At 74.9% G+C, this 17,826-nt stretch carries 19 protein-coding genes and 1 tRNA gene; 13 read left to right on the top strand and 7 right to left on the bottom strand.

The window, feature by feature from the left end; genetic code table 11:
• Window positions 1–125: 125 nt before the first annotated feature.
• The gene (locus PSD17_RS27940) at window positions 126–1,001 is read right to left on the bottom strand and encodes an alternative oxidase (RefSeq protein ID WP_013673710.1); all 876 of its coding nucleotides are present in this window, start codon (window positions 999–1,001) and stop codon (window positions 126–128) included.
• A gap of 334 nt (window positions 1,002–1,335) precedes the next feature.
• Between PSD17_RS27940 and PSD17_RS27935 the strand changes: the two genes are divergently transcribed.
• The 3 genes from PSD17_RS27935 to PSD17_RS27925 all read left to right on the top strand — a co-directional run bounded on the left by PSD17_RS27935 (window position 1,336) and on the right by PSD17_RS27925 (window position 4,092).
• On the top strand, window positions 1,336–1,728 hold the full coding sequence (locus PSD17_RS27935) for an STAS domain-containing protein (RefSeq protein ID WP_013673709.1): 393 nt from the start codon (window positions 1,336–1,338) through the stop codon (window positions 1,726–1,728).
• A 134-nt stretch (window positions 1,729–1,862) separates the two neighbouring features.
• Window positions 1,863–3,197 (top strand): amidase family protein, encoded by a 1,335-nt coding sequence (locus tag PSD17_RS27930; RefSeq protein WP_013673708.1) that lies wholly within the window; start codon window positions 1,863–1,865, stop codon window positions 3,195–3,197.
• A gap of 127 nt (window positions 3,198–3,324) precedes the next feature.
• Complete coding sequence (locus PSD17_RS27925) at window positions 3,325–4,092, top strand: class I SAM-dependent methyltransferase (protein WP_013673707.1); 768 nt, start codon at window positions 3,325–3,327, stop codon at window positions 4,090–4,092.
• A 46-nt stretch (window positions 4,093–4,138) separates the two neighbouring features.
• Here PSD17_RS27925 and selD read toward each other — a convergent pair whose 3' ends face one another.
• Window positions 4,139–5,173, bottom strand: coding sequence for a selenide, water dikinase SelD (gene selD / locus PSD17_RS27920; RefSeq protein WP_339125264.1), 1,035 nt, complete (start codon window positions 5,171–5,173; stop codon window positions 4,139–4,141).
• Between the two features lie 33 nt (window positions 5,174–5,206).
• Here selD and selA point away from each other — a divergent pair, with 33 nt between their 5' ends.
• From selA to PSD17_RS27900, 4 genes are all read left to right on the top strand, one after another.
• Window positions 5,207–6,541, top strand: coding sequence for an L-seryl-tRNA(Sec) selenium transferase (gene selA / locus PSD17_RS27915; protein ID WP_339125262.1), 1,335 nt, complete (start codon window positions 5,207–5,209; stop codon window positions 6,539–6,541).
• Between the two features lie 4 nt (window positions 6,542–6,545).
• Window positions 6,546–8,351 carry a selenocysteine-specific translation elongation factor gene (selB, locus tag PSD17_RS27910; protein WP_339125260.1) on the top strand — a complete coding sequence of 602 codons (1,806 nt, stop codon included), beginning with the start codon at window positions 6,546–6,548 and terminating at the stop codon, window positions 8,349–8,351.
• Between the two features lie 47 nt (window positions 8,352–8,398).
• Complete coding sequence (locus tag PSD17_RS27905) at window positions 8,399–8,800, top strand: STAS domain-containing protein (protein ID WP_041759398.1); 402 nt, start codon at window positions 8,399–8,401, stop codon at window positions 8,798–8,800.
• A 386-nt stretch (window positions 8,801–9,186) separates the two neighbouring features.
• Window positions 9,187–9,480, top strand: a complete 294-nt coding sequence (locus PSD17_RS27900; RefSeq protein ID WP_013673702.1) for a WhiB family transcriptional regulator — start codon at window positions 9,187–9,189, stop codon at window positions 9,478–9,480.
• 223 nt (window positions 9,481–9,703) lie between these two features.
• Here PSD17_RS27900 and PSD17_RS27895 read toward each other — a convergent pair whose 3' ends face one another.
• Window positions 9,704–10,336: a hypothetical protein gene (locus PSD17_RS27895; protein ID WP_339125258.1), complete on the bottom strand. Its 633-nt coding sequence runs from the start codon at window positions 10,334–10,336 to the stop codon at window positions 9,704–9,706.
• 522 nt (window positions 10,337–10,858) lie between these two features.
• On the opposite strand from PSD17_RS27895, the gene PSD17_RS27890 reads away from it, so the two are divergent.
• From PSD17_RS27890 to PSD17_RS27880, 3 genes are all read left to right on the top strand, one after another.
• Window positions 10,859–11,311: an ATP-binding protein gene (locus PSD17_RS27890; RefSeq protein ID WP_013673700.1), complete on the top strand. Its 453-nt coding sequence runs from the start codon at window positions 10,859–10,861 to the stop codon at window positions 11,309–11,311.
• Window positions 11,308–12,087 carry a SigB/SigF/SigG family RNA polymerase sigma factor gene (locus PSD17_RS27885; protein ID WP_013673699.1) on the top strand — a complete coding sequence of 260 codons (780 nt, stop codon included), beginning with the start codon at window positions 11,308–11,310 and terminating at the stop codon, window positions 12,085–12,087. The genes PSD17_RS27890 and PSD17_RS27885 overlap by 4 nt, the downstream gene beginning before the upstream one ends.
• Before the next feature lie 93 nt (window positions 12,088–12,180).
• Window positions 12,181–13,383 carry an NAD(P)/FAD-dependent oxidoreductase gene (locus PSD17_RS27880; RefSeq protein ID WP_339125255.1) on the top strand — a complete coding sequence of 401 codons (1,203 nt, stop codon included), beginning with the start codon at window positions 12,181–12,183 and terminating at the stop codon, window positions 13,381–13,383.
• A gap of 10 nt (window positions 13,384–13,393) precedes the next feature.
• On the opposite strand, the gene PSD17_RS27875 is transcribed toward PSD17_RS27880, so the two are convergent.
• Window positions 13,394–13,615 (bottom strand): DUF3618 domain-containing protein, encoded by a 222-nt coding sequence (locus PSD17_RS27875; RefSeq protein ID WP_013673697.1) that lies wholly within the window; start codon window positions 13,613–13,615, stop codon window positions 13,394–13,396.
• A 148-nt stretch (window positions 13,616–13,763) separates the two neighbouring features.
• On the opposite strand from PSD17_RS27875, the gene bcp reads away from it, so the two are divergent.
• Both bcp and PSD17_RS27865 read left to right on the top strand, forming a co-directional pair.
• Window positions 13,764–14,231, top strand: a complete 468-nt coding sequence (bcp, locus tag PSD17_RS27870) for a thioredoxin-dependent thiol peroxidase (protein WP_339125253.1) — start codon at window positions 13,764–13,766, stop codon at window positions 14,229–14,231.
• 690 nt (window positions 14,232–14,921) lie between these two features.
• Window positions 14,922–14,998 (top strand) — tRNA-Leu (locus PSD17_RS27865).
• Window positions 14,999–15,009: 11 nt separating this feature from the next.
• On the opposite strand, the gene PSD17_RS27860 is transcribed toward PSD17_RS27865, so the two are convergent.
• The gene (locus PSD17_RS27860) at window positions 15,010–15,723 is read right to left on the bottom strand and encodes a TVP38/TMEM64 family protein (RefSeq protein ID WP_339125252.1); all 714 of its coding nucleotides are present in this window, start codon (window positions 15,721–15,723) and stop codon (window positions 15,010–15,012) included.
• A 129-nt stretch (window positions 15,724–15,852) separates the two neighbouring features.
• Between PSD17_RS27860 and PSD17_RS27855 the strand changes: the two genes are divergently transcribed.
• The gene (locus tag PSD17_RS27855) at window positions 15,853–16,257 is read left to right on the top strand and encodes a carboxymuconolactone decarboxylase family protein (protein WP_013673694.1); all 405 of its coding nucleotides are present in this window, start codon (window positions 15,853–15,855) and stop codon (window positions 16,255–16,257) included.
• A gap of 161 nt (window positions 16,258–16,418) precedes the next feature.
• Here PSD17_RS27855 and rdgB read toward each other — a convergent pair whose 3' ends face one another.
• Both rdgB and rph read right to left on the bottom strand, forming a co-directional pair.
• Window positions 16,419–17,033, bottom strand: a complete 615-nt coding sequence (gene rdgB, locus PSD17_RS27850; protein WP_339125250.1) for an RdgB/HAM1 family non-canonical purine NTP pyrophosphatase — start codon at window positions 17,031–17,033, stop codon at window positions 16,419–16,421.
• Entirely contained in the window at window positions 17,030–17,785 is a 756-nt protein-coding gene (rph, locus tag PSD17_RS27845) for a ribonuclease PH (RefSeq protein ID WP_013673692.1), read from the bottom strand. Before rph ends, rdgB begins: the two co-directional genes overlap by 4 nt.
• Window positions 17,786–17,826 lie beyond the last annotated feature (41 nt).

The raw sequence follows: 17,826 nt of genomic DNA, 5'->3' as shown, positions 1-17,826 counted from the left end.
CCCGACGTGCCCCCGGCGGGCACACCGGGATCGTCGCACCGTTCCACGGCCCGACGACGACAACGTCGGATCGGACACCGAAAGCGTTACCGGACGCCCGATCCGACGGCCCGTGCCGGCAGGGGTCACGCCGGCTTCCCCTCCCGCAGGTAGCGCTCCGACTCCTGCTTGTGCATCCGTTCGTCGTGCCCGATCTGACGCAACAGGTCGGCGACCGAGGGGTGCGCGCCGTACTGCTCGGCGAAGACCGAGCCGTGGGCGCACGTCTCGAACTCGGGGTGCTCGGCGACGAACAGCGCGTACTCGTGCTCGGCGTGGTCCTCGAAGTCGGCGTTGAGCCGGTAGCTCCAGCGCGGCGCGACGACGAACAGCAGCCACGCGGTGTGGTAGTACCCGACCGCCATCAGCCACGGCAGGAAGCGGTACCGGAAGGCGCCGAGCCGGCGGCCGCCCCGGGCGACCAGCTCCGCGGTGATCAACAGGTGCCACTGCTCGTTGTCCTGCTGCTCGCGGTTCTCCTCGATCCGTTCGCGGATGCGGTGCGCCACACCGGCGTCGCGGTGCCGACGGGTGAGCGCGCGGTAGGCGGCGTTCTCCCAGATCTGGTAGGGGATGCGCGCGACGATCTCGAGCACCTGGAACTTCTCGAACGTCCGGCGCCTGCCGTACAGCAGGTCCATCGTGACGAACAGCAGTCTCGCGACGAGCCCGTAGCGGCGCCGCGGGGCCGCCAGCGTGACCTCCTGCTCACGGCGCAACGCCCTGCGGCCCAACCGCGGTGTGGCCGCCGCGGTGTACCCGGCGGGGTGGGCGCCCGGTCCCGCGCCGGGCGGCGGTGCCGCGGCCGGCGGACCCTGCACGGTGCGGGCCACGTGGCGCGGCGACGGGAACTGCGGCCGGAACTCGACGGTCGGCAGGTCGTCGGCCGGGGTGCGGGGGGCCGGGACGGCGCCGGGCCGCAGGCCGGGGTGGGTGGCCTCGGGAAGGGTCGGGACGCTCATGGCGGCCTCCTCGTCGACTCGTCCGGTCGGCGCTGCTGCCGTCCGGTGACGGGGACGAACCTGCCGGTCGCGGGGAGTCGCTCGCGATCATGCTGCCCGGCGGGGCCGGGCGGGGGGCTCCTCGTCAGCGGGGGTGCGGCCACCCACACCACGACCCGGTGCGCGTCGGGTCGGCGTCGCGCGGAAAGGGCCTCCGACCTCCGTGTCCGTGCGGCGTCGACCGTCGCGGCGGGGGCCGTGTTGTGTGCCTTCCGGCGGGCGCCGTAGGGTTGGCGGGCGGTTGAGACCACAGTCGCGCCCTGTCCGCAGACGCCATCGAGGGAGCGCCGTGCGCATGAGCGGTGAGTCGGGCGACTCCGCCGAAGAAGTCGGCGAGTCCTCCGCCGAGGTGATCCGTTTCGACGCCGTCGACCACGGCGACGGAGCGGTGGTTCTCCAGGTCAGTGGAGAGGTCGACACGCTGACCGCTCCGATGCTGTCCGAACGCATCGCCGCGACGCTCCCGTCCGCGAACCTGCTGGTCCTCGACCTGTCGTCGGTCACGTTCCTCGGGTCGGCCGGGCTGGCGGCGCTCGTGGCCGCGAAGGACGACGTGCAGCAGCAGGGCCGCCGCCTGACGCTGGTGTGCGGGTCGCGGATCGTCACGCGCGCGCTGGAGGCGACCGGCCTGCTCGGTCTCTTCGACACCGCCGACGGTGTGCCGGAAGCGCTGAGCCCCACCGCCTGAGCCCGTCCACGCCGTACCCGAGGGCCGCGACCGCCCCGCCATCCGGGTGAACACGCCCATTCGGGGCGATCGACATCGGCCCGCCCCCGGCGGGTCGGAACGGCGTCGACCGGCGCGGATGCCAGAGTAGGTCGATGGCCAGCGCGCTCTCCGACCGAGCGGGCCCGGACATGTCCGGGCTCGCGGGCGCCCCGGCTGCGACGATCGCCGCCCGCGTGCGCGACGGCGACGCGACCGCTGCCGACGTCGCCGACGCCCACCTGACCCGCGCCGCCGACGTCGACCGCCGGGTCGGGGCGTTCCACGCCACCGGGTTCGCCGGCATCGACCCCGATCGGGTGCGCGCCGAGGCCACCGGCATCGACGCCCGGCCCGACCGCTTCGCGCTGCCGCTGGCAGGCGTGCCCGTCGCGGTCGAGGACGACGTCGCGCTCGCCGGGCTGGTCACCGGGCACGGCTGCGGCGCGTCCGGCGAGCCGGCCCGCCGCGACGACACCCTGGTCCGCCGGCTGCGTGCCGCCGGCGCCATCGTCCTGGGCCGGACCCGGACGGCCGAGCTCGGAGTGTGCGGGTTCACCCGGAAGGCCCCCGGCGCGGGCGGGCCCGTCGACATCGCGCTGCCGCCGTCGAACCCCTGCGGGGCGGGCGCCGCGGCCGTCGCCGCCGGCATGGCTGCGCTGGCGCTGGGCCGCGACGGCGGCGGATCGGTGCGGCTCGCCGCGGCCTACTGCGGGCTCGTCGGGCTCAAGCCGGGCCCCGGCGTGCTCCCCCTCCCCGGCGCCGCGTCGCAGCGGTGGTTCGGGCTGGCCGAGACCGGACTGCTCGCGCGCACCCCGGCCGACGCCGCCCTGATGTTCGAGGCGTTGTCCGGCACCACGATCGGCGACCTGGACGCCGTCGGCATCCCGCGCCGGGTCGCGGTCTCGGTGCGCAGCCCCGCAGGCCGTGGACGGCTCGACCCGGACCACCACGATGCCGTCCGCAAGGCCGCCCGACGGTTCGCGGAGCTGGGCGTCGCGACGGTCGACACCGACCCGCCCTACCCGTCGGGCCTGGCGCGCGAATGGTCACGGCGCTGGCGCGCAGGGGTCGCGCAGGAGGCAGCGGACGTGGGCCTGGACGCCGACGTTCTCGGCAGGCGCACGTCGGGTGTCGTGCGGCGGGGCCGGCGCGAGCTGCGCCGCGACCGGATCGGCTCCGGCGTGGCCACGGCATGGCGCGACCGGATGGCCGGCTGGCTCGACGGCGGGCGCTACGACGTCCTCGTCCTGCCCGCCGTCGGCTCCACGACCGCGACGATGCGCGGCACGCGGCCCGTCCCGGTCCCGTACACACAGGCCTGGAACCTCGCCGGGCTGCCCGCACTGGTCGTCCCGGTCCGTTGGGGCGCGACGCGGGTGCCGGTGCAGCTGGTCGGGCGCCCCGGCAGCGAACCGCTCCTGCTCGCGACGGCTGCCTGCCTCCTGTGAGCGCCGATGGTCGCTGTAGCGACCATCGCCACTCACGAAGGGCAGCGGCCCGCCGCCGCGAAATCGGCTGTGACGCGCTTCACGTCGCTCCTCCGTCCGGATGCGAACGGTACGACCATCGGGAGGCATGAGCACCGAGTACTCGCTGCAGAACTCCTGGCACCGGGCGCGGCGGCGGATGGACTGCATGGAGGCGACCTACGACCCCGGGACGATCCGGCACCTGACGGCCCTGGGCGTCGGGCCCGGCATGCGCTGCCTGGAGGTCGGCGCGGGCGGTGGGTCGATCGCCCGTTGGCTGGCCGACCGGGTCGGTCCCGGAGGAGAGGTCGCAGCCGTCGACATCGACGTCCGGTTCCTCTCCGACCTGCCACCGCCGGTGTCGGTGCACGAGTGCGACGTGCGGGTCGACCCGCTGCCGGGCGACGGGTTCGACCTCGTGCACGTCCGGTTCCTGCTGGCCCACCTCGCCGAACGCGACGAGGTGCTCGACCGGTTCGTCGCGGCACTGCGACCGGGCGGATGGTTGCTCGTCGAGGAGTGCGACTCGGTGAGCACCGCCGCGATGGTCCCGGGCACTCCGCACGAGACGATGATGCGCCATGCCGAACGGGTTCTCCGGCAGCTGATCGACGTCGACATGGGACGCGCGCTGCCCGGGATGCTGACGTCCCGCGGGCTCGACGGGATCGGCGTCGACTGCCACGTGCCGTTCGCTGAGGGGGGCGGTCCGGAGGCGGAGTGGATGCTGCTGACCGTCGGGCAGTTGCACGAGGCCACCGGCGGCCTCGCCGACGAGGAGACGTTCGCCCGCTGGGAGGCGGCGCTGCGCGAGCCGCGGACGTGGGTGCCCGGCGGCGCGATCGTCTCGGCGTGGGGCCGCCGCGCCGGATGACGCCCGTGGGGGTCGTCACCGGCGTGGCCGGTGATCCCCACTCCCGCTAGATGAGCGCGATCCGGCCGGTGCCGGCGGACACGCGGCCGACGACCGCCGCGGTCAGCCCCTTCTCCCGCAGCGCCGCGACGGCGTCGGCGGCCGCGGCGGGCTCCGCGCCGAACAGCAGGCCGCCGGAGGTCTGGGCGTCGGCGAGCAGCAGCCGGTCGTGTTCGGAGCGCTCCCCCACGTCGACCACGTCGACGGTCCAGTCGCGGTTGCGCCGCGTCCCACCGGGCACGACGCCGGACTCCAGCAGCGTCCGGGCGCCGTCGACGACGGGTACGGAGTCGACCTCGACGACCGCGTCCACACCCGACGCCGCCGCCATCTTCTTGAGGTGCCCCAGCAGCCCGAACCCGGTGACGTCGGTGCAGCCCGTCGCCCCGGCGGCGAGTGCCGCGGCCGAGGCCTCGGCGTTGGGCGAGGTCATCGACGCGACGGCGGCCGCGACCACCTCGGCGGGCGCGGTCCCGCCCTTCACCGCCGACGACACGATCCCGACCCCGAGCGGTTTGGTGAGCACGAGCGCGTCGCCGTCGCGCAGGCCGGTGTTGGTGAGCACCCGGTCGGGATGCACCTCCCCGACCACGGCGAGGCCGTACTTCGGCTCGGGATCGTCGATCGAGTGCCCGCCGACGACGGCGAAGCCGCACTCCGCGCCCGCGTCGGCCCCGCCGGCGAGCACCTCGGCCAGCAGCTCCTCGGGCAGGTCGTCCGACGGCCACGCCACGAGGTTGAGCGCGAAGAGCGGGCGGCCGCCCATCGCGTAGACGTCGGAGACCGCGTTGACCGCGGCGATCCGGCCCCACGTGCGCGCGTCGTCGACGATCGGGGTGAAGAAGTCGGTGGTGGCGACGAGCGCGCGGTCGGCGTCGAGGCGCCAGACGGCCGCATCGTCACCGGTCTCGGTGCCCACCAGCAGGTCGGGGTGCGCGGGCGGGGTGATGCGGGCGAGGACGTCGGCCAGTCGGCCGGGGGCCAGCTTGCAGGCGCACCCCCCGCCGTGACTGAACTCGGTGAGGCGGCGCGCGACGGGCATGCTGTCAGAGTAGGTCGTGAATAGGGTGACCGAGTGAGTGCCGATCATCGACGGCTCGTGCCGCGCACGGACGCCGTCCTCGCCGAGCCCCGCGTCGCCGCGGCGGTCGCGCGGCTGGGCCGCGACCTGGTGAAGCGCTCGGTCACCGCGGCCCAGCAGCGGGCACGGCTCGGCGAGATCGCCCCCGACGCCGTCGCCGACGCCGCGCTGGCCGCGCTCCCGCCCTCGGCGACGTCGCTGCGCCGCGTCCTCAACGCCACCGGCGTCCTGCTGCACACCAACATGGGCCGGGCCCCGCTCTCGGCCGCCGCCGTCGACGCGCTCGCCGTCGCCGCCGGGACCTGTGACGTCGAACTCGACCTGGCGTCGGGCGGACGCGGCCGCCGCGGAGCCGCCACGGTCGACGCCCTGCTCGCCGCGGTCCCCGGCGCGGGCGCCGCGCACCTGGTCAACAACGGCGCCGCCGCCCTCGCCCTGGTGGCGACGGGCCTCGCGGCCGGCCGCGAGATCGTCGTCGCGCGCGGTGAGCTCGTCGAGATCGGCGACGGCTTCCGCATCCCGGATCTGCTGGTGTCGACGGGCGCGCGGCTGCGCGAGGTCGGCACGACCAACCGCGTGCATCCCCGCGACTACGCCGAGGCGATCGGCCCGGACACCGGCCTCGTGCTGAAGGTGCACCCGTCGAACTTCACGATCACCGGGTTCACCGCGTCCGTCGGGGTGGCCGAGCTGGCACGGATCGCCGGTGCGCACGGCGTGCCCGTCGTCGCCGACATCGGGTCGGGGCTGCTCGTCCCGCACCCGCTGCTGCCCGACGAGCCCGACGCCGCGACCACGCTCGCCCAGGGCGCGCACCTGGTCACGGCCTCGGGCGACAAGCTGCTCGGCGGGCCGCAGGCCGGACTGCTGCTGGGCGGGCCCGGGCCGGGCGCCGAGCTCGTCGCGGCCCTGCGCCGGCACCCGCTGGCGCGCGCGCTGCGCGTCGACAAGCTGACGCTCGCCGCCGTCGAGGCCACCCTCACCGGCCCGCCCACCCCCACCCGCGCCGCGCTCGACGCCGACCCGGAGTCGTTGCGCCGCAGGGCCCGCGACCTCGCGACGCAGCTCGGTGCGGCCGGTGTCGACGCGCACGCCGTGGACTCGGTCGCGACGGTCGGCGGGGGCGGCGCGCCAGGGGTGACGCTGCAGAGCGCCGCGGTGTCGCTGCCGGAGCGCTTCGCGGCGGCGCTGCGGGCCGGGGAGCCCGCCGTCGTCGGACGGCTCGAGCACGGCCGCTGCCTGCTCGACCTGCGTGCGCTGCCCCCGGGGTCGGACGCGGCCCTGGCCGCCGCCGTGCTGGCCGTCGGCCCGGCCCCGCGCAAGGGGTGATCGGGTGCAGGTGATCGCCACCGCAGGCCACGTCGACCACGGCAAGTCGACGCTGGTCCGCGCGCTGACCGGGATGGAACCCGACCGCTTCGCCGAGGAACGCCGCCGCGGGATGACCATCGACCTCGGCTTCGCGTGGACGAGGCTGCCGGGCGGGCACACCGTCGCGTTCGTCGACGTCCCCGGGCACGAGCGTTTCGTCACGACGATGCTCGCCGGCGTCGGGCCCGTGCCCGCGGCGCTGTTCGTCGTCGCCGCCGACGAGGGCTGGATGCCGCAGTCCGCCGAGCACCTCGACGCACTCGCCGCACTGGGCGTCCGGCAGGGCCTGCTGGTGATCACCCGTGCCGATCTGCTCGATCCGTCCCTCGCGCTGGAGGAGGCCCGCGACCGCCTCGCCGGCACCGGTCTCGCCGACGCGCCCGCGGTCTGCGTCTCGGCCGTCACCGGCGACGGGATGGACGCGCTGCGCGCCGCGCTCGACGACCTCGCCACCGCGCTGCCCGAGCCCGACCCCGGGGCCGACGTGCGGCTGTGGATCGACCGGGCGTTCACCATCCGCGGCGCGGGCACCGTCGTCACCGGGACGCTGCCGGCGGGCACCGTCCGGGTCGACGACGAGCTCGAGCTGGTCGGGGCGCACGGCCCGCGCGGGGTCGCCGTACGCGGGCTGCAGGCGCTCGGTGAGGCGCGACCCGAGGTGACGGGCGTGGCGCGGGTGGCGGTGAACCTGCGCGGGACGCCGCGGGAGGCGGTCGGCCGCGGCGACCTGCTCGTCACGCCGGGCGCGTTCGCCGGGACCGACGTGGTCGACGTGCGGCTGCGCGATCCTCGCGGTGCCCCCGCCGACGCCGGGACGCTGCCCGCCGGGCTGAGCCTCCACATCGGATCCGCCGCGGTCCCGGTGCGGGTACGGCCGCTCGGTGCGGACACCGCCCGGCTGCGGCTCGCCCGGGTGCTGCCGCTGCGCATCGGCGACGTCGTCGTGCTGCGTGACCCGGGCAGGCGGCGGGTGGCCGCGGGCGGGCTCGTGCTCGACGTCGCGCCGCCCCTGCTGCGCCGACGGGGTGCCGCGGTCGCGCGGGCCGCGCAGCTCGCGACGATGCCGGGCGTCGCCGACGGCGCGGGCGAGTTGGCACGGCGCACGCTGGTGCGGGCGGCCGACCTCGTCGCGATGGGCGTCCCCCGCACCGAGGTCGCCGATCTCGCGGCGCGCGTCCCCGCGGCCGGCGGATGGCTCCTCGACCCCGGTGCCGTCGACGGGATCGTCGAGAGGCTGCGGGCCGCCGTCGACCACCACGACGCGGCCGACCCCGTCGACCCCGGCCTGTCCACGGAGGCGGCCCGCCGTGCCGCGGACCTGCCCGACGCCCGGCTGCTCGACGCGCTGCTCGGTGCGTCGACGGCTCCCGGGCTGGTGCACCGGGAGGGCCGCGTCGCCCGCTCCGCCACGGCGGAGCTGCCGGCGGCGGTCCGACGCGGTCTCGACGGGCTGCGTGCCGACCTCGCCGACGACCCCTTCGCCGCCCCGAGCGCCGAGCGCCTCGCCGAGCTGGGGCTCGGTCCACGGGAGATCGCGTCGCTGGTGCGAGCCCGGGCGGTCCTCAGGCTCGCCGACGGCGTGGTGCTGCTCGCCGACGCGGACGACCGCGCGATCGAGATACTCGCCGGGCTCGGGGAGGAGTTCACCGTCAGCGAGGCCCGGCAGGCGCTGCGGACGTCGCGCCGGGTGGCCGTGCCGCTCATGGAACACCTGGGGCGCACGGGACGCACGATCCGGACAGCCGACGGGGCGCACCGCCTGCGATGAGGCGCCAGGACTGGCACGACGGCGGTCCCGGCCCTACCGTGACCGCAATGCAGGCCTCCTCCGCCTCCGACCCCGCCGCGGCGTCGTCCCGGACCGACGGACCCGACCAGATCGCGGTCGGCGTCACGCACCCGGAGGCGGGCGCGGTGGTGGTGACCGTCGGCGGCGAGGTGGACATGCTCACCTCGCCGCAGCTGCGGGCGGCGCTGCTCGAGCAGGTGCACGACGAGGCGGTCGAACTGGTGGTCGTCGCCCTCGACGGCGTGACGTTCCTCGGCACCAGCGGGCTGGCCGCGCTCATCGAGGTTCGAGAGGCCGCGCACGCCGACGGCGTCGGCCTCCGGCTGGCGTGCACGGGCCGCCGGGTGCTGCGGCCGCTGTCGATCGCGGGGCTGTTGCCGATGTTCGACATCCACGACACCGTCGAGGCGGCGCTCGCCCCCACCTGATCGGGCACCATCTCAGAGTGACGTACGTCACTTTTTCTGCGTTCCAACGCGCGAGTAGCGACCACAGAGCGCACACTTCGCCAGCTTTTCGATCTCGCCCGCACGCGGCCTGAGCTGGGAGAACATCCTCAGCAGCGTCACCCGGCCCGGCGCCGTCGCCACCTCGCTCGGGTCGCGGCGCTGCGCCGTCGCGTCAGCGTGTCCGCGTCGTCGCCGTCCGTCGCGTTTGGAGCCCGGATCCCCCGGGAAGAACGTCGTCGGCCACCCGGTATGCGGCCGGGTCAGAACGAAGAGCGAGGTGGGTCCGCCATGAGTGAGCGACAGCGAGCGAACGGTGGAGACAGCGCGGACGCGCAGCGCCGCCCGATCCTCAGCGAGGACGTGCGATGAGCGACGTGTCACGACTCCCCGGCCCCATGGACCATGCGTGGCAGTGGCAGCGACTCGGCTCCTGCCGGGGCATGGACAGCGCGGTCTTCTTCCATCCCGACGGGGAGCGCAACCCCTCGCGCGCCCGCCGCACCGCGCAGGCCAAAGAGGTCTGCCACCGCTGCCCCGTGCTTGAGCAGTGCCGTGAGTTCGCCATCGCGACCCGCGAACCCTTCGGCGTCTGGGGTGGGCTCGCCGAGGCCGAGCGCCGGGCGATCATCGAGCGGCGCGAGCTCGCGGCCGCCAGCTGACGGTCCCTGTCCGTCCCGACCGTCGGGGGCAGGACGGACGACGGGATACCGGCGTCACGACCGGGTCGGCCGCGCCGCGGCCGGCCCGGTCGAGTCGTCTTCCGGGCGGGTCGCCGGGTCCCGCCGGGCGGGTCGCCGGGTCCCGGGCGCGGGCAGGCGTACGGGTCGGGTGCCGGCCAGGCTGCCGAACGGGCCGGGGCGACGTGCGCGAGCGTCCGGAAGCTCAGCCCTCGCCGGGGACGACGGCGAGCTCGAGGCAGCGGTAGCTGAGCAGCGGCAAACCGTAGACCTGCGCGATCCGCTCGGCGGCGCGCACGAGGACCGATCGGGCCGCGTCGTCGGGCGCGGTGATCGGCGCCAGGCAGTACACCCCGGGTTCGGGATCGAACCCGACGAGCTCGCTCATCGCGGCGACGAGATCGTCCTCGGACGAGGCCGACAGCTGCGGCAGGCCGAGCCGGTGCAGCCGCACACCGGGGAGCTCGTCCCCGTCGCGGGCGGCCATCGGCTCGACGGGCTCGCGCGGCTCCGGGGCGGTCCACCCGGTACCGCCCTGGTCGTCCTCGTCCTCGTCCTCGTCGTAGTCCAGATCGACAGGATCCACATCGACGGGGTCCGGGTCGTCGTCGTAGTCCGGGTAGTCGAGGTAGCTGAACAGCGGCGTCGGCGCGCACAGCGGGCCGGGGCCGTCCTCACACGCGACCAGCAGGTCCGCGACGCCGACACTGTCGAGGATGCGCGCCAGATCCGACTCCGGGCGCGTCAGCTCGGTGATCGACCCCGCCACGGCGACGATGCGGGCCGGGCCCGTGCGCAGGCCCGTCCGGGCCGGCAACGCGACCACCGGACCGGACACACGCATCTCCGGAACCGCTGTCATTACCGTGAATTCCCCCTGCTGACGTCGACCCGGCGGCGGCGCTGCCGCAGGTCTCTACCTCCGAAGTCAACACGGCCGTACGGGCGTCCCCGGCGTCCGGGCGGGGCCGAACGGCGAACGGTCCGACGTGATCCGTGAGCGGAACCGCCCCGTCGACCACCGGTCGGGACGGCCCGCACCGGCGTGCCCACGAGGACGAACGGCACGGCCGCACGCCGCGCGGCGCGTGCCCCCGACGCGGACGTCGCACCGTCCCGCGGGACGACCGCTGACGGCGTCCGGACGGCGTCCCGGCGCCGGCCGAGCCCTCCCGCCCGCCGGGACGGCGACCTCCCGGCCCCGCACCGGCGGCCCCTCGGGCGCCCACGTGTGGCGTGTCGGCGGCTGATGATTGATCCGTCCCCGTCACGGGTAGCAAGATGCCCGAGAGCACCCACGACCGTGACCGGGCCACGCCCGGGCCGCACCCGCACAGCCCGCGAAGGGAGAAGCGCCCGCGTGTCCGACAGGGACGACTGGGACCCCGCCGAACTCACCGACCCCGCCGCCGGGGACGGCAGCCCCACGGTCGAGGTCCGGACCACTGCGTCGGCCGCGCTGATCCCGACGATCCGGGCCGTGGCCTCGGATCTCGCCGCCCGCGCCGACTTCGACCTCGACGCCATCTCCGACCTGCGGATGGCCGTCGACGAGGCCTGCGCGACGCTGGTCGACGTCGCCGCGCCGGGCTCGGCCCTGCGCTGCCGCTTCCAGGTCCGCCAGGACCGCATCGACGTCAGCGCCGAGGTGGAGGGCGCGGGCGTCGACACGACCGTCGCGACCGACACGTTCGGCTGGCGTGTCCTCGAGACGCTCACCGACGAGGTCTCGGTCAGCCGGACGGACGGGCCCGACGGCCGCCCCGTCGTCGGCATCGTCCTGGGCAAGAGCGCCGGCGCGACCGAGAGGTGAGCCGAACCGACCCGGAGTACGGCCATCTCGTCCCGCTCCTCGAGGAGTACGCGGGGCTCGCCCCCGACGACCCGCGGCGCGAGGCGCTGCGCGACGAGCTCGTCCGCGGGTACCTGCCCGTCGCCCAGCACATCGCCCGGCGCTTCGCGCACCGTGGCGAGCCGCTCGACGACCTCACGCAAGTCGCGACGGTCGGGCTGATCAACGCCATCGACCGGTTCGCCCCGGACAAGGGCTCCGACTTCTTCTCCTTCGCCGTCCCGACGATCAGCGGCGAGGTACGCCGGCACTTCCGCGATCTGGGCTGGTCGATGCGGGTGCCCCGGCGGCTCAAGGACCTGCACGTCTCGCTCAACGGCGCGGTCTCCGACCTCTCGCAGCGCCTCGGCCGCGCCCCCAAGCCGACCGAGATCGCCGAGTACCTGGGCATGCCCGTCGCCGACGTCCTCGAGGGCCTCGAGGCCGCCGACGCCTACCGCAGCTCCTCGCTCGACGAGATGCTCTCCTCCGAGCAGGGCAGCGCCACGGTCGGCGAGCTCGTCGGGGAGGCCGACGCGGAGCTCGACCGCGTCGACACCCGGCAGGCGCTGCGCCCCGTCCTCGCCGAGCTGGGCGAGCGCGAGCGCACGATCGTCATGCTGCGGTTCTTCGGCAACATGACGCAGACCCAGATCGCGGAGAAGGTCGGCATCTCGCAGATGCACGTGTCGCGGCTGCTCGCGCAGACCCTCGACCGGCTGCGGTCGCGGCTGGACCAGGACTCCGCGCCGGGCTGAGCGCGCGTCCCCCGACCGTGGCTCGGCGTCGCGGAGCGCATCGGCGAAGATGGTCGCGGCCGGGCGCCGACCCGGCGGATTGGAGCCCACGAGGTGCGAGCCGCCCCCGTCCAGCACGTGCTCGTCGTCGGCGCCGGTCTCGGCGGTCTGAGGACCGTCGAAGCGCTGCGCGCCAACGGATACGACGGGCGGATCAGCCTCGTCGGCGACGAGCCGCACCTGCCGTACGACCGACCGCCGCTGTCGAAGCAGCTCCTCGCCGGCTCGTGGGAGCCCGACCGGGTCCGGCTGCGCGCCGAGGACACCTACGACGACCTCGGCGTGCGCACCTATCTCGGCACGCGGGCCGTCGGCTGGCGGCCTGGTCAGGTCGTGCTCGACGACGGCGCGACGATGTACGCCGACGCGATCGTCGTCGCGACCGGGCTGTCGGCACGCAGGCTGCCCGGCCAGCCCGACTCGGTGTTCACGCTGCGCACCCTGGACGACTCGCTGGCCCTGCGCGCTGCCCTGGACAAGGCGTCGTCGCTGGCGATCGTGGGTGCCGGGTTCGTGGGCGCGGAGGTGGCCAGCACCGCGCGCGACCGGGGCATCGAGGTGACCGTGCTCGAGGCCCTGTCCGTGCCGTTCGCGCGGGCGCTGGGCGAGGAGCTCGGGGGCCTGTGCGCGCGGTTGCTCACCGAGTCGGGCGCGACGCTGCGCACCGGCGTCGGGATCGACGGCTTCGACGGCGACACCCTGCTGCTGGCCGACGGTGACCGCGTCGACGCCGACGTCACGCTCGTCGGCATCGGTGGCGTCCCGCGCCTGGAGTGGCTGTCCGACAGCGGGATCGACGTCACGGGCGGGCTCGTGTGCGACGCCGCCGGTCGAGTCGAGGGCGCCGAGGCGCTGTGGGCCGTCGGCGATGTCGCGGCGTGGCACGACGACGTCGCCGGGCGTCCCGTCCGACGCGAGCACTGGACCAACACCGTCGAACAGGCCGCCGCCGTCGGGGCCGCCATCGCCGGCGGCGAGGCCCCGCCCCCCGCGGTGCCGTACTTCTGGTCCGACCAGTTCGGCATGAAGGTTCAGCTGTTCGGGCGACCGACCGAGGCGACGCGACGCATCCCGCTGCACGGCGACGGGCTCGACGGGGGCCCGGTCAAGGGCACCGTCGTCGGGCTGCTGCGCGACGACACCCTCGTGGCCGTCGCCGGTTTCGGCGCCGCGCGCCGCGTCGCGCGCTACCGGGCGCTGGTGGCCGCGGGGGTCGGGCTCGCCGAGGTCGAGGAGCTGGCCCGCACGCTCGGCTGACCCGGGCGGGTCAGCGGAACAGCTTGCGCAGCACCGCGAGCGCCAGGACGGCACCCACGCCGATCAGGGCATACTTGATCTTCGGGTCCTCGAGCTTCGCCGCGACCTGCTGTTTGCCCTGGTCGACGAAGCGCTTCGGGTGGGCACGCTCGGTGAGGGCGTCGAGGCTCTCGGCGAGCTGGTCGCGCGTCTTCTCGATCTCACGCTGGATGGCTTCGGGGTCGCGCGCCACGACTCCTCCTCGGATGCGGGTGGCCCCGCTGCGGTCCGCAGGGCCTGCGAGGCAACACCGTAGATCACAGCACCCGCCGGCGTCGGGCGGGCCGCGCCGAGGCCGTACCTGCGCCACGACGGCGCCGAACCTGGAAGGATCGTCGCCCATGACCGAGCGACTCGCCGAGGGCGACCCGGCGCCCGACTTCACCCTGCCCGACGCCGACGGCAAGCCCGTCTCGCTGGCCGACTACCGCGGCCGCAAGGTGATCGTCTACTTCTACCCCGCCGCCAGCACCCCCGGCTGCACCAAGCAGGCCTGCGACTTCCGGGACAACCTCGCCGAGCTCGGCGACGCGGGGCTCGAGGTCGTCGGGATCTCGCCCGACAAGCCCGCGAAGCTCGCGAAGTTCCGCGACGCCCAGAACCTCACCTTCCCGCTGCTCTCCGATCCCGACCGGGAGGTCCTGCAGGCCTGGGGCGCCTTCGGCGAGAAGACCATGTACGGCAAGAAGGTCACCGGTGTCATCCGCTCCACCTTCCTCGTCGACGAGGAGGGGAAGATCGAGAAGGCGATGTACAACGTCCGCGCCACCGGTCACGTCGCCAAGCTCCGCAAGGACCTCAAGGTGTGATCTTCGCGTACATTTCCGTTCCGCATCGAACGGATGTTCGTGAAGATCAGCGCATGCCCAGAGCGAGACGATGGACCGACGAACAGCTGGCCGAGGCGGTCGCGGCGAGCGCAACGTTGGCGGAGGTGTGCCGGCGGCTCGGCACCAGACCCGGCAGGTACGACCACCTGCGCCGGCACATCGCGCGGCTCGGCGTCGAAGCGCGGCACATCCCCGGGTCGGGTGTGGGTTCCAGCAGGGAGCCGCGGCGGTCCTGGACGGACGAGAAGCTCGCAGAGGTCGTCCGCGTGAGCGACTCCGTCTCCGAGGTCAGCCGCAGGCTCGGGTACACCCCCAACGGAGGCGTCCACCGGATGATGAATGCACACATCCGCCGCCTCCGGCTCGACACCAGCCACTTCACCAGGATGCGCTGGGCCGAGGAGGCACGGCGGCGCAGGACACGGAAGCTCGCCGAGATCCTCGTGCGCGGATCGACGTACCCCACGTCGACCTTACGCAAGCGCCTCATCGCCGAGGGCCTCCGACCCGCCCACTGTCAGGAGTGCGGACTTACGGAGTGGCGCGGCACGCCGCTTCCGCTGCAGCTCGACCACGTGAACGGTGACCACACCGACAACCGCCTGGCAAACCTCCGTATCCTGTGTCCGAACTGCCACGCGCTGACCCCGACCTGGTGTGGCGCGAGCCGCCGGCGTAGCCCAACTGGCAGAGGCGCGGTCCTTAGGAGACCGTCAGTGCGGGTTCGAATCCCGCCGCCGGCACCACCCGACCAGCACTAACGGGTCGTTTTCCCAAAGGGCAGAGGGTGCTGCAGAGGGTGCTGGAACGGCTCGGGCTCGGGGACGTCCTCCGGGATCGGTCGGCGGGCCGCGACGACCACACCGGCCAGCCCGACCAGCCCGCAGACCGCGGACACGACGACCAGGGCGGGCGGGGGCGTCCCGGTGACGGCGTCACCCAGCACGACGATCGCGACCGTCCCCGGCACGATGCCAACGGCTGTCCCCAGCAGGTAGGGCCAGAACCGCACGGCGGACAGCCCGGCGACATAGTTGAGCGCGGCGAACGGCACCGCGGGCACGAGCCGCAGCGACGTCACCGCCAGCAGCCCGTGATGGTCCAGCCGTAACCGCACCCAGTCCACGGCGCGCCCGCGCGCGTAGCGCTCGACCAGCCGCCCGCCGGTGACCCGCACGAGGGCGAAGGCCACGACCGCGGCGAGGGTCGTCGCCACGAGGGTCAGGACGAGCCCGGCGGCCCACCCGAACAGCGCCCCGGCGACGAGCGTGAACACCGTCCGGGGTACCGGCCCGACGGTCAGCCCGGCCTGCAGCGCGACGAAGGCCAGCGGTGCCCACACCCCCGCAGCCGCCACGGTGGCGCGGACGTCGGACATCCCGGGCACCCCGTAGAGCCGCAGGAGCAGCAGCGCGACGGCCAGGGCGACGACCACGCCCAGAACCGTGCCCGCCGGGCGCCACCACCGCACGACCTCGACGGTACCGACCCGTGACGGCGGCGCCGCACCCCCGGGTCGCGCGACGTCGCGGCGGGTTCCGCTTCCGCCATCCGGGAACGTTGTGGGGCATGCCGGGGGTCGCGGCGTTAGCGTCCGTGTGTGACGACCCCCGACCACGCGATCCCTCTCGACCTCGACCCCGACGGCCTCGCGGTGCGCCGCGAGGTGCTCGGGCCCGCGCACGTCGATGCGGCGCTGGCCCGCGCCGACGACACCACCGCCGCGTTCCAGGAGATGATCACCCGCTATGCGTGGGGCGGGATCTGGACGCGTCCCGGCCTCGACCGCCGCATGCGCAGCGCGATCACCCTGACGTCGCTCGTCGCGCACGGCCATCTCGGCGAGCTGGAGCTGCACCTGCGCGGCGCGCTGCGCAACGGGTTGAGCCGCGAGGAGATCGTCGAGGTCCTGCTGCAGTGCGCGATCTACTCCGGCGTCCCGGCCGCGAACTCGGCCTTCGCCGTCGCGCGCCGCGTCCTCGCCGAGGACGACCCCCGGGACTGAGCCGAGCGCCCCACCCACGACGAGCGCGGCCGACGCACCCGAGCGCAACCCCACTGCTGCTCCGAGCCATCGGGTCGACGGTGAGGTTGCGCCCGGCGTGGGGGCGTGCGGCAGCGCCCAGGGCCGTGGCGGACTCCCGTGCGCGACCCGGGCGCGGCCGCTCAGCGGGCGGCGGCCGTCAGGGAGCGCAGGTGCGGGAGCAGCGCGCGCATGGCGATGCCGCGGTGCGAGGCGGCGTCCTTCTCCTCGGGAGCGAGCTCGGCGGAGGTCCGCTGCTCGCCGTCGGGGACGAAGATCGGGTCGTAGCCGAAGCCGTTGGTGCCCCGCCGCTCCCGGACGAGCCGCCCACGCCACTCCCCCACCACGACGGTCTCGTCGCCCCCCGGGACCACGAGCGCCGCCGCACACACGAATGCGGCGCCACGGCGCTCGTCGGGCACGTCGTGGATCTGGCCGAGCACGAGATCGAGGTTGGCCGCGTCGTCGCCGTGGCGGCCCGACCAGCGGGCCGAGAACACCCCCGGCATGCCGTTGAGGGCGTCGACGGCCAGGCCCGAGTCGTCGGCGACGGCAGGCATCCCGGTGGCAGCGGCCGCGTCGCGGGCCTTGGCCAGCGCGTTCTCCTGGAACGTCGCACCGGTCTCGGGGGCCTCGGGGAACTCCTCGACGTCGCGTAGCCCCCAGAGGGCGATGCCGCCGAGGTCGGAGGCGTCGAGCAGGCGGCGGAGCTCGGAGAGCTTGGCGGTGTTGCGGGTGGCGACGAGCAGTGCGGTCACGCCGTGACCCCCGGCAGGGTGCCCGGGTAGGGGGCGGCGAGCGCTTCGGCCTGCAGCGTCGCGAGGGTGGCGATGCCGGCGAGCGCGGAGTCGAGCATCGCGTCGAGGGTGCGGCGGGAGAACGTCGCGCCCTCCGCGGTGCCCTGCACCTCGATGAGCGTGCCGGTGTCGGTGGCGACGACGTTGGTGTCGACCTCCGCCCGCGAGTCCTCCTCGTAGGGCAGGTCGAGCCGGACGCGTCCGTCGACGACCCCGACGCTCACCGCGGCCACCTGGCAGGAGATCGGCTTCGGGTCGGCGAGCCGGTTGTGGGCGGCGAGCCAGGTGACCGCGTCGGCGAGTGCCACGTAGGCCCCGGTGATCGCCGCCGTGCGGGTGCCGCCGTCGGCCTGGATGACGTCGCAGTCGAGCGCGATCGTGTTCTCGCCCAACGCCTTGAGGTCGATGCAGGCACGCAGGGACCGGCCGATGAGGCGGCTGATCTCGTGCGTGCGGCCGCCGATCCGGCCGCGGACGGACTCCCGGTCGCTGCGGGTGTTGGTGGCCGACGGGAGCATCGCGTACTCGGCCGTCAGCCAGCCCAGGCCGCTGCCCTTGCGCCAGCGCGGGACGCCGTCGGTCACGCTCGCCGCGCACAGCACCTTGGTGTCGCCGAACTCGACGAGCACGGAGCCCGCCGGATGCTTCTGGAAGCCGCGGGTGATGCGCACGGGGCGCAGTTCGTCGTCGGCCCTGCCGTCTGCTCGCGTCACCGCGACAGCTTAGGCAGGGGCCGAACGGCCGCACACGGACA

This window comes from Pseudonocardia sp. D17, assembly GCF_036984265.1.
Taxonomy (GTDB): Bacteria; Actinomycetota; Actinomycetes; order Mycobacteriales; family Pseudonocardiaceae; genus Pseudonocardia; species Pseudonocardia benzenivorans.
The sequence above is the reverse complement of the archived record's forward strand: the minus strand, read 5'-3'. Positions and strand labels throughout refer to the sequence as shown.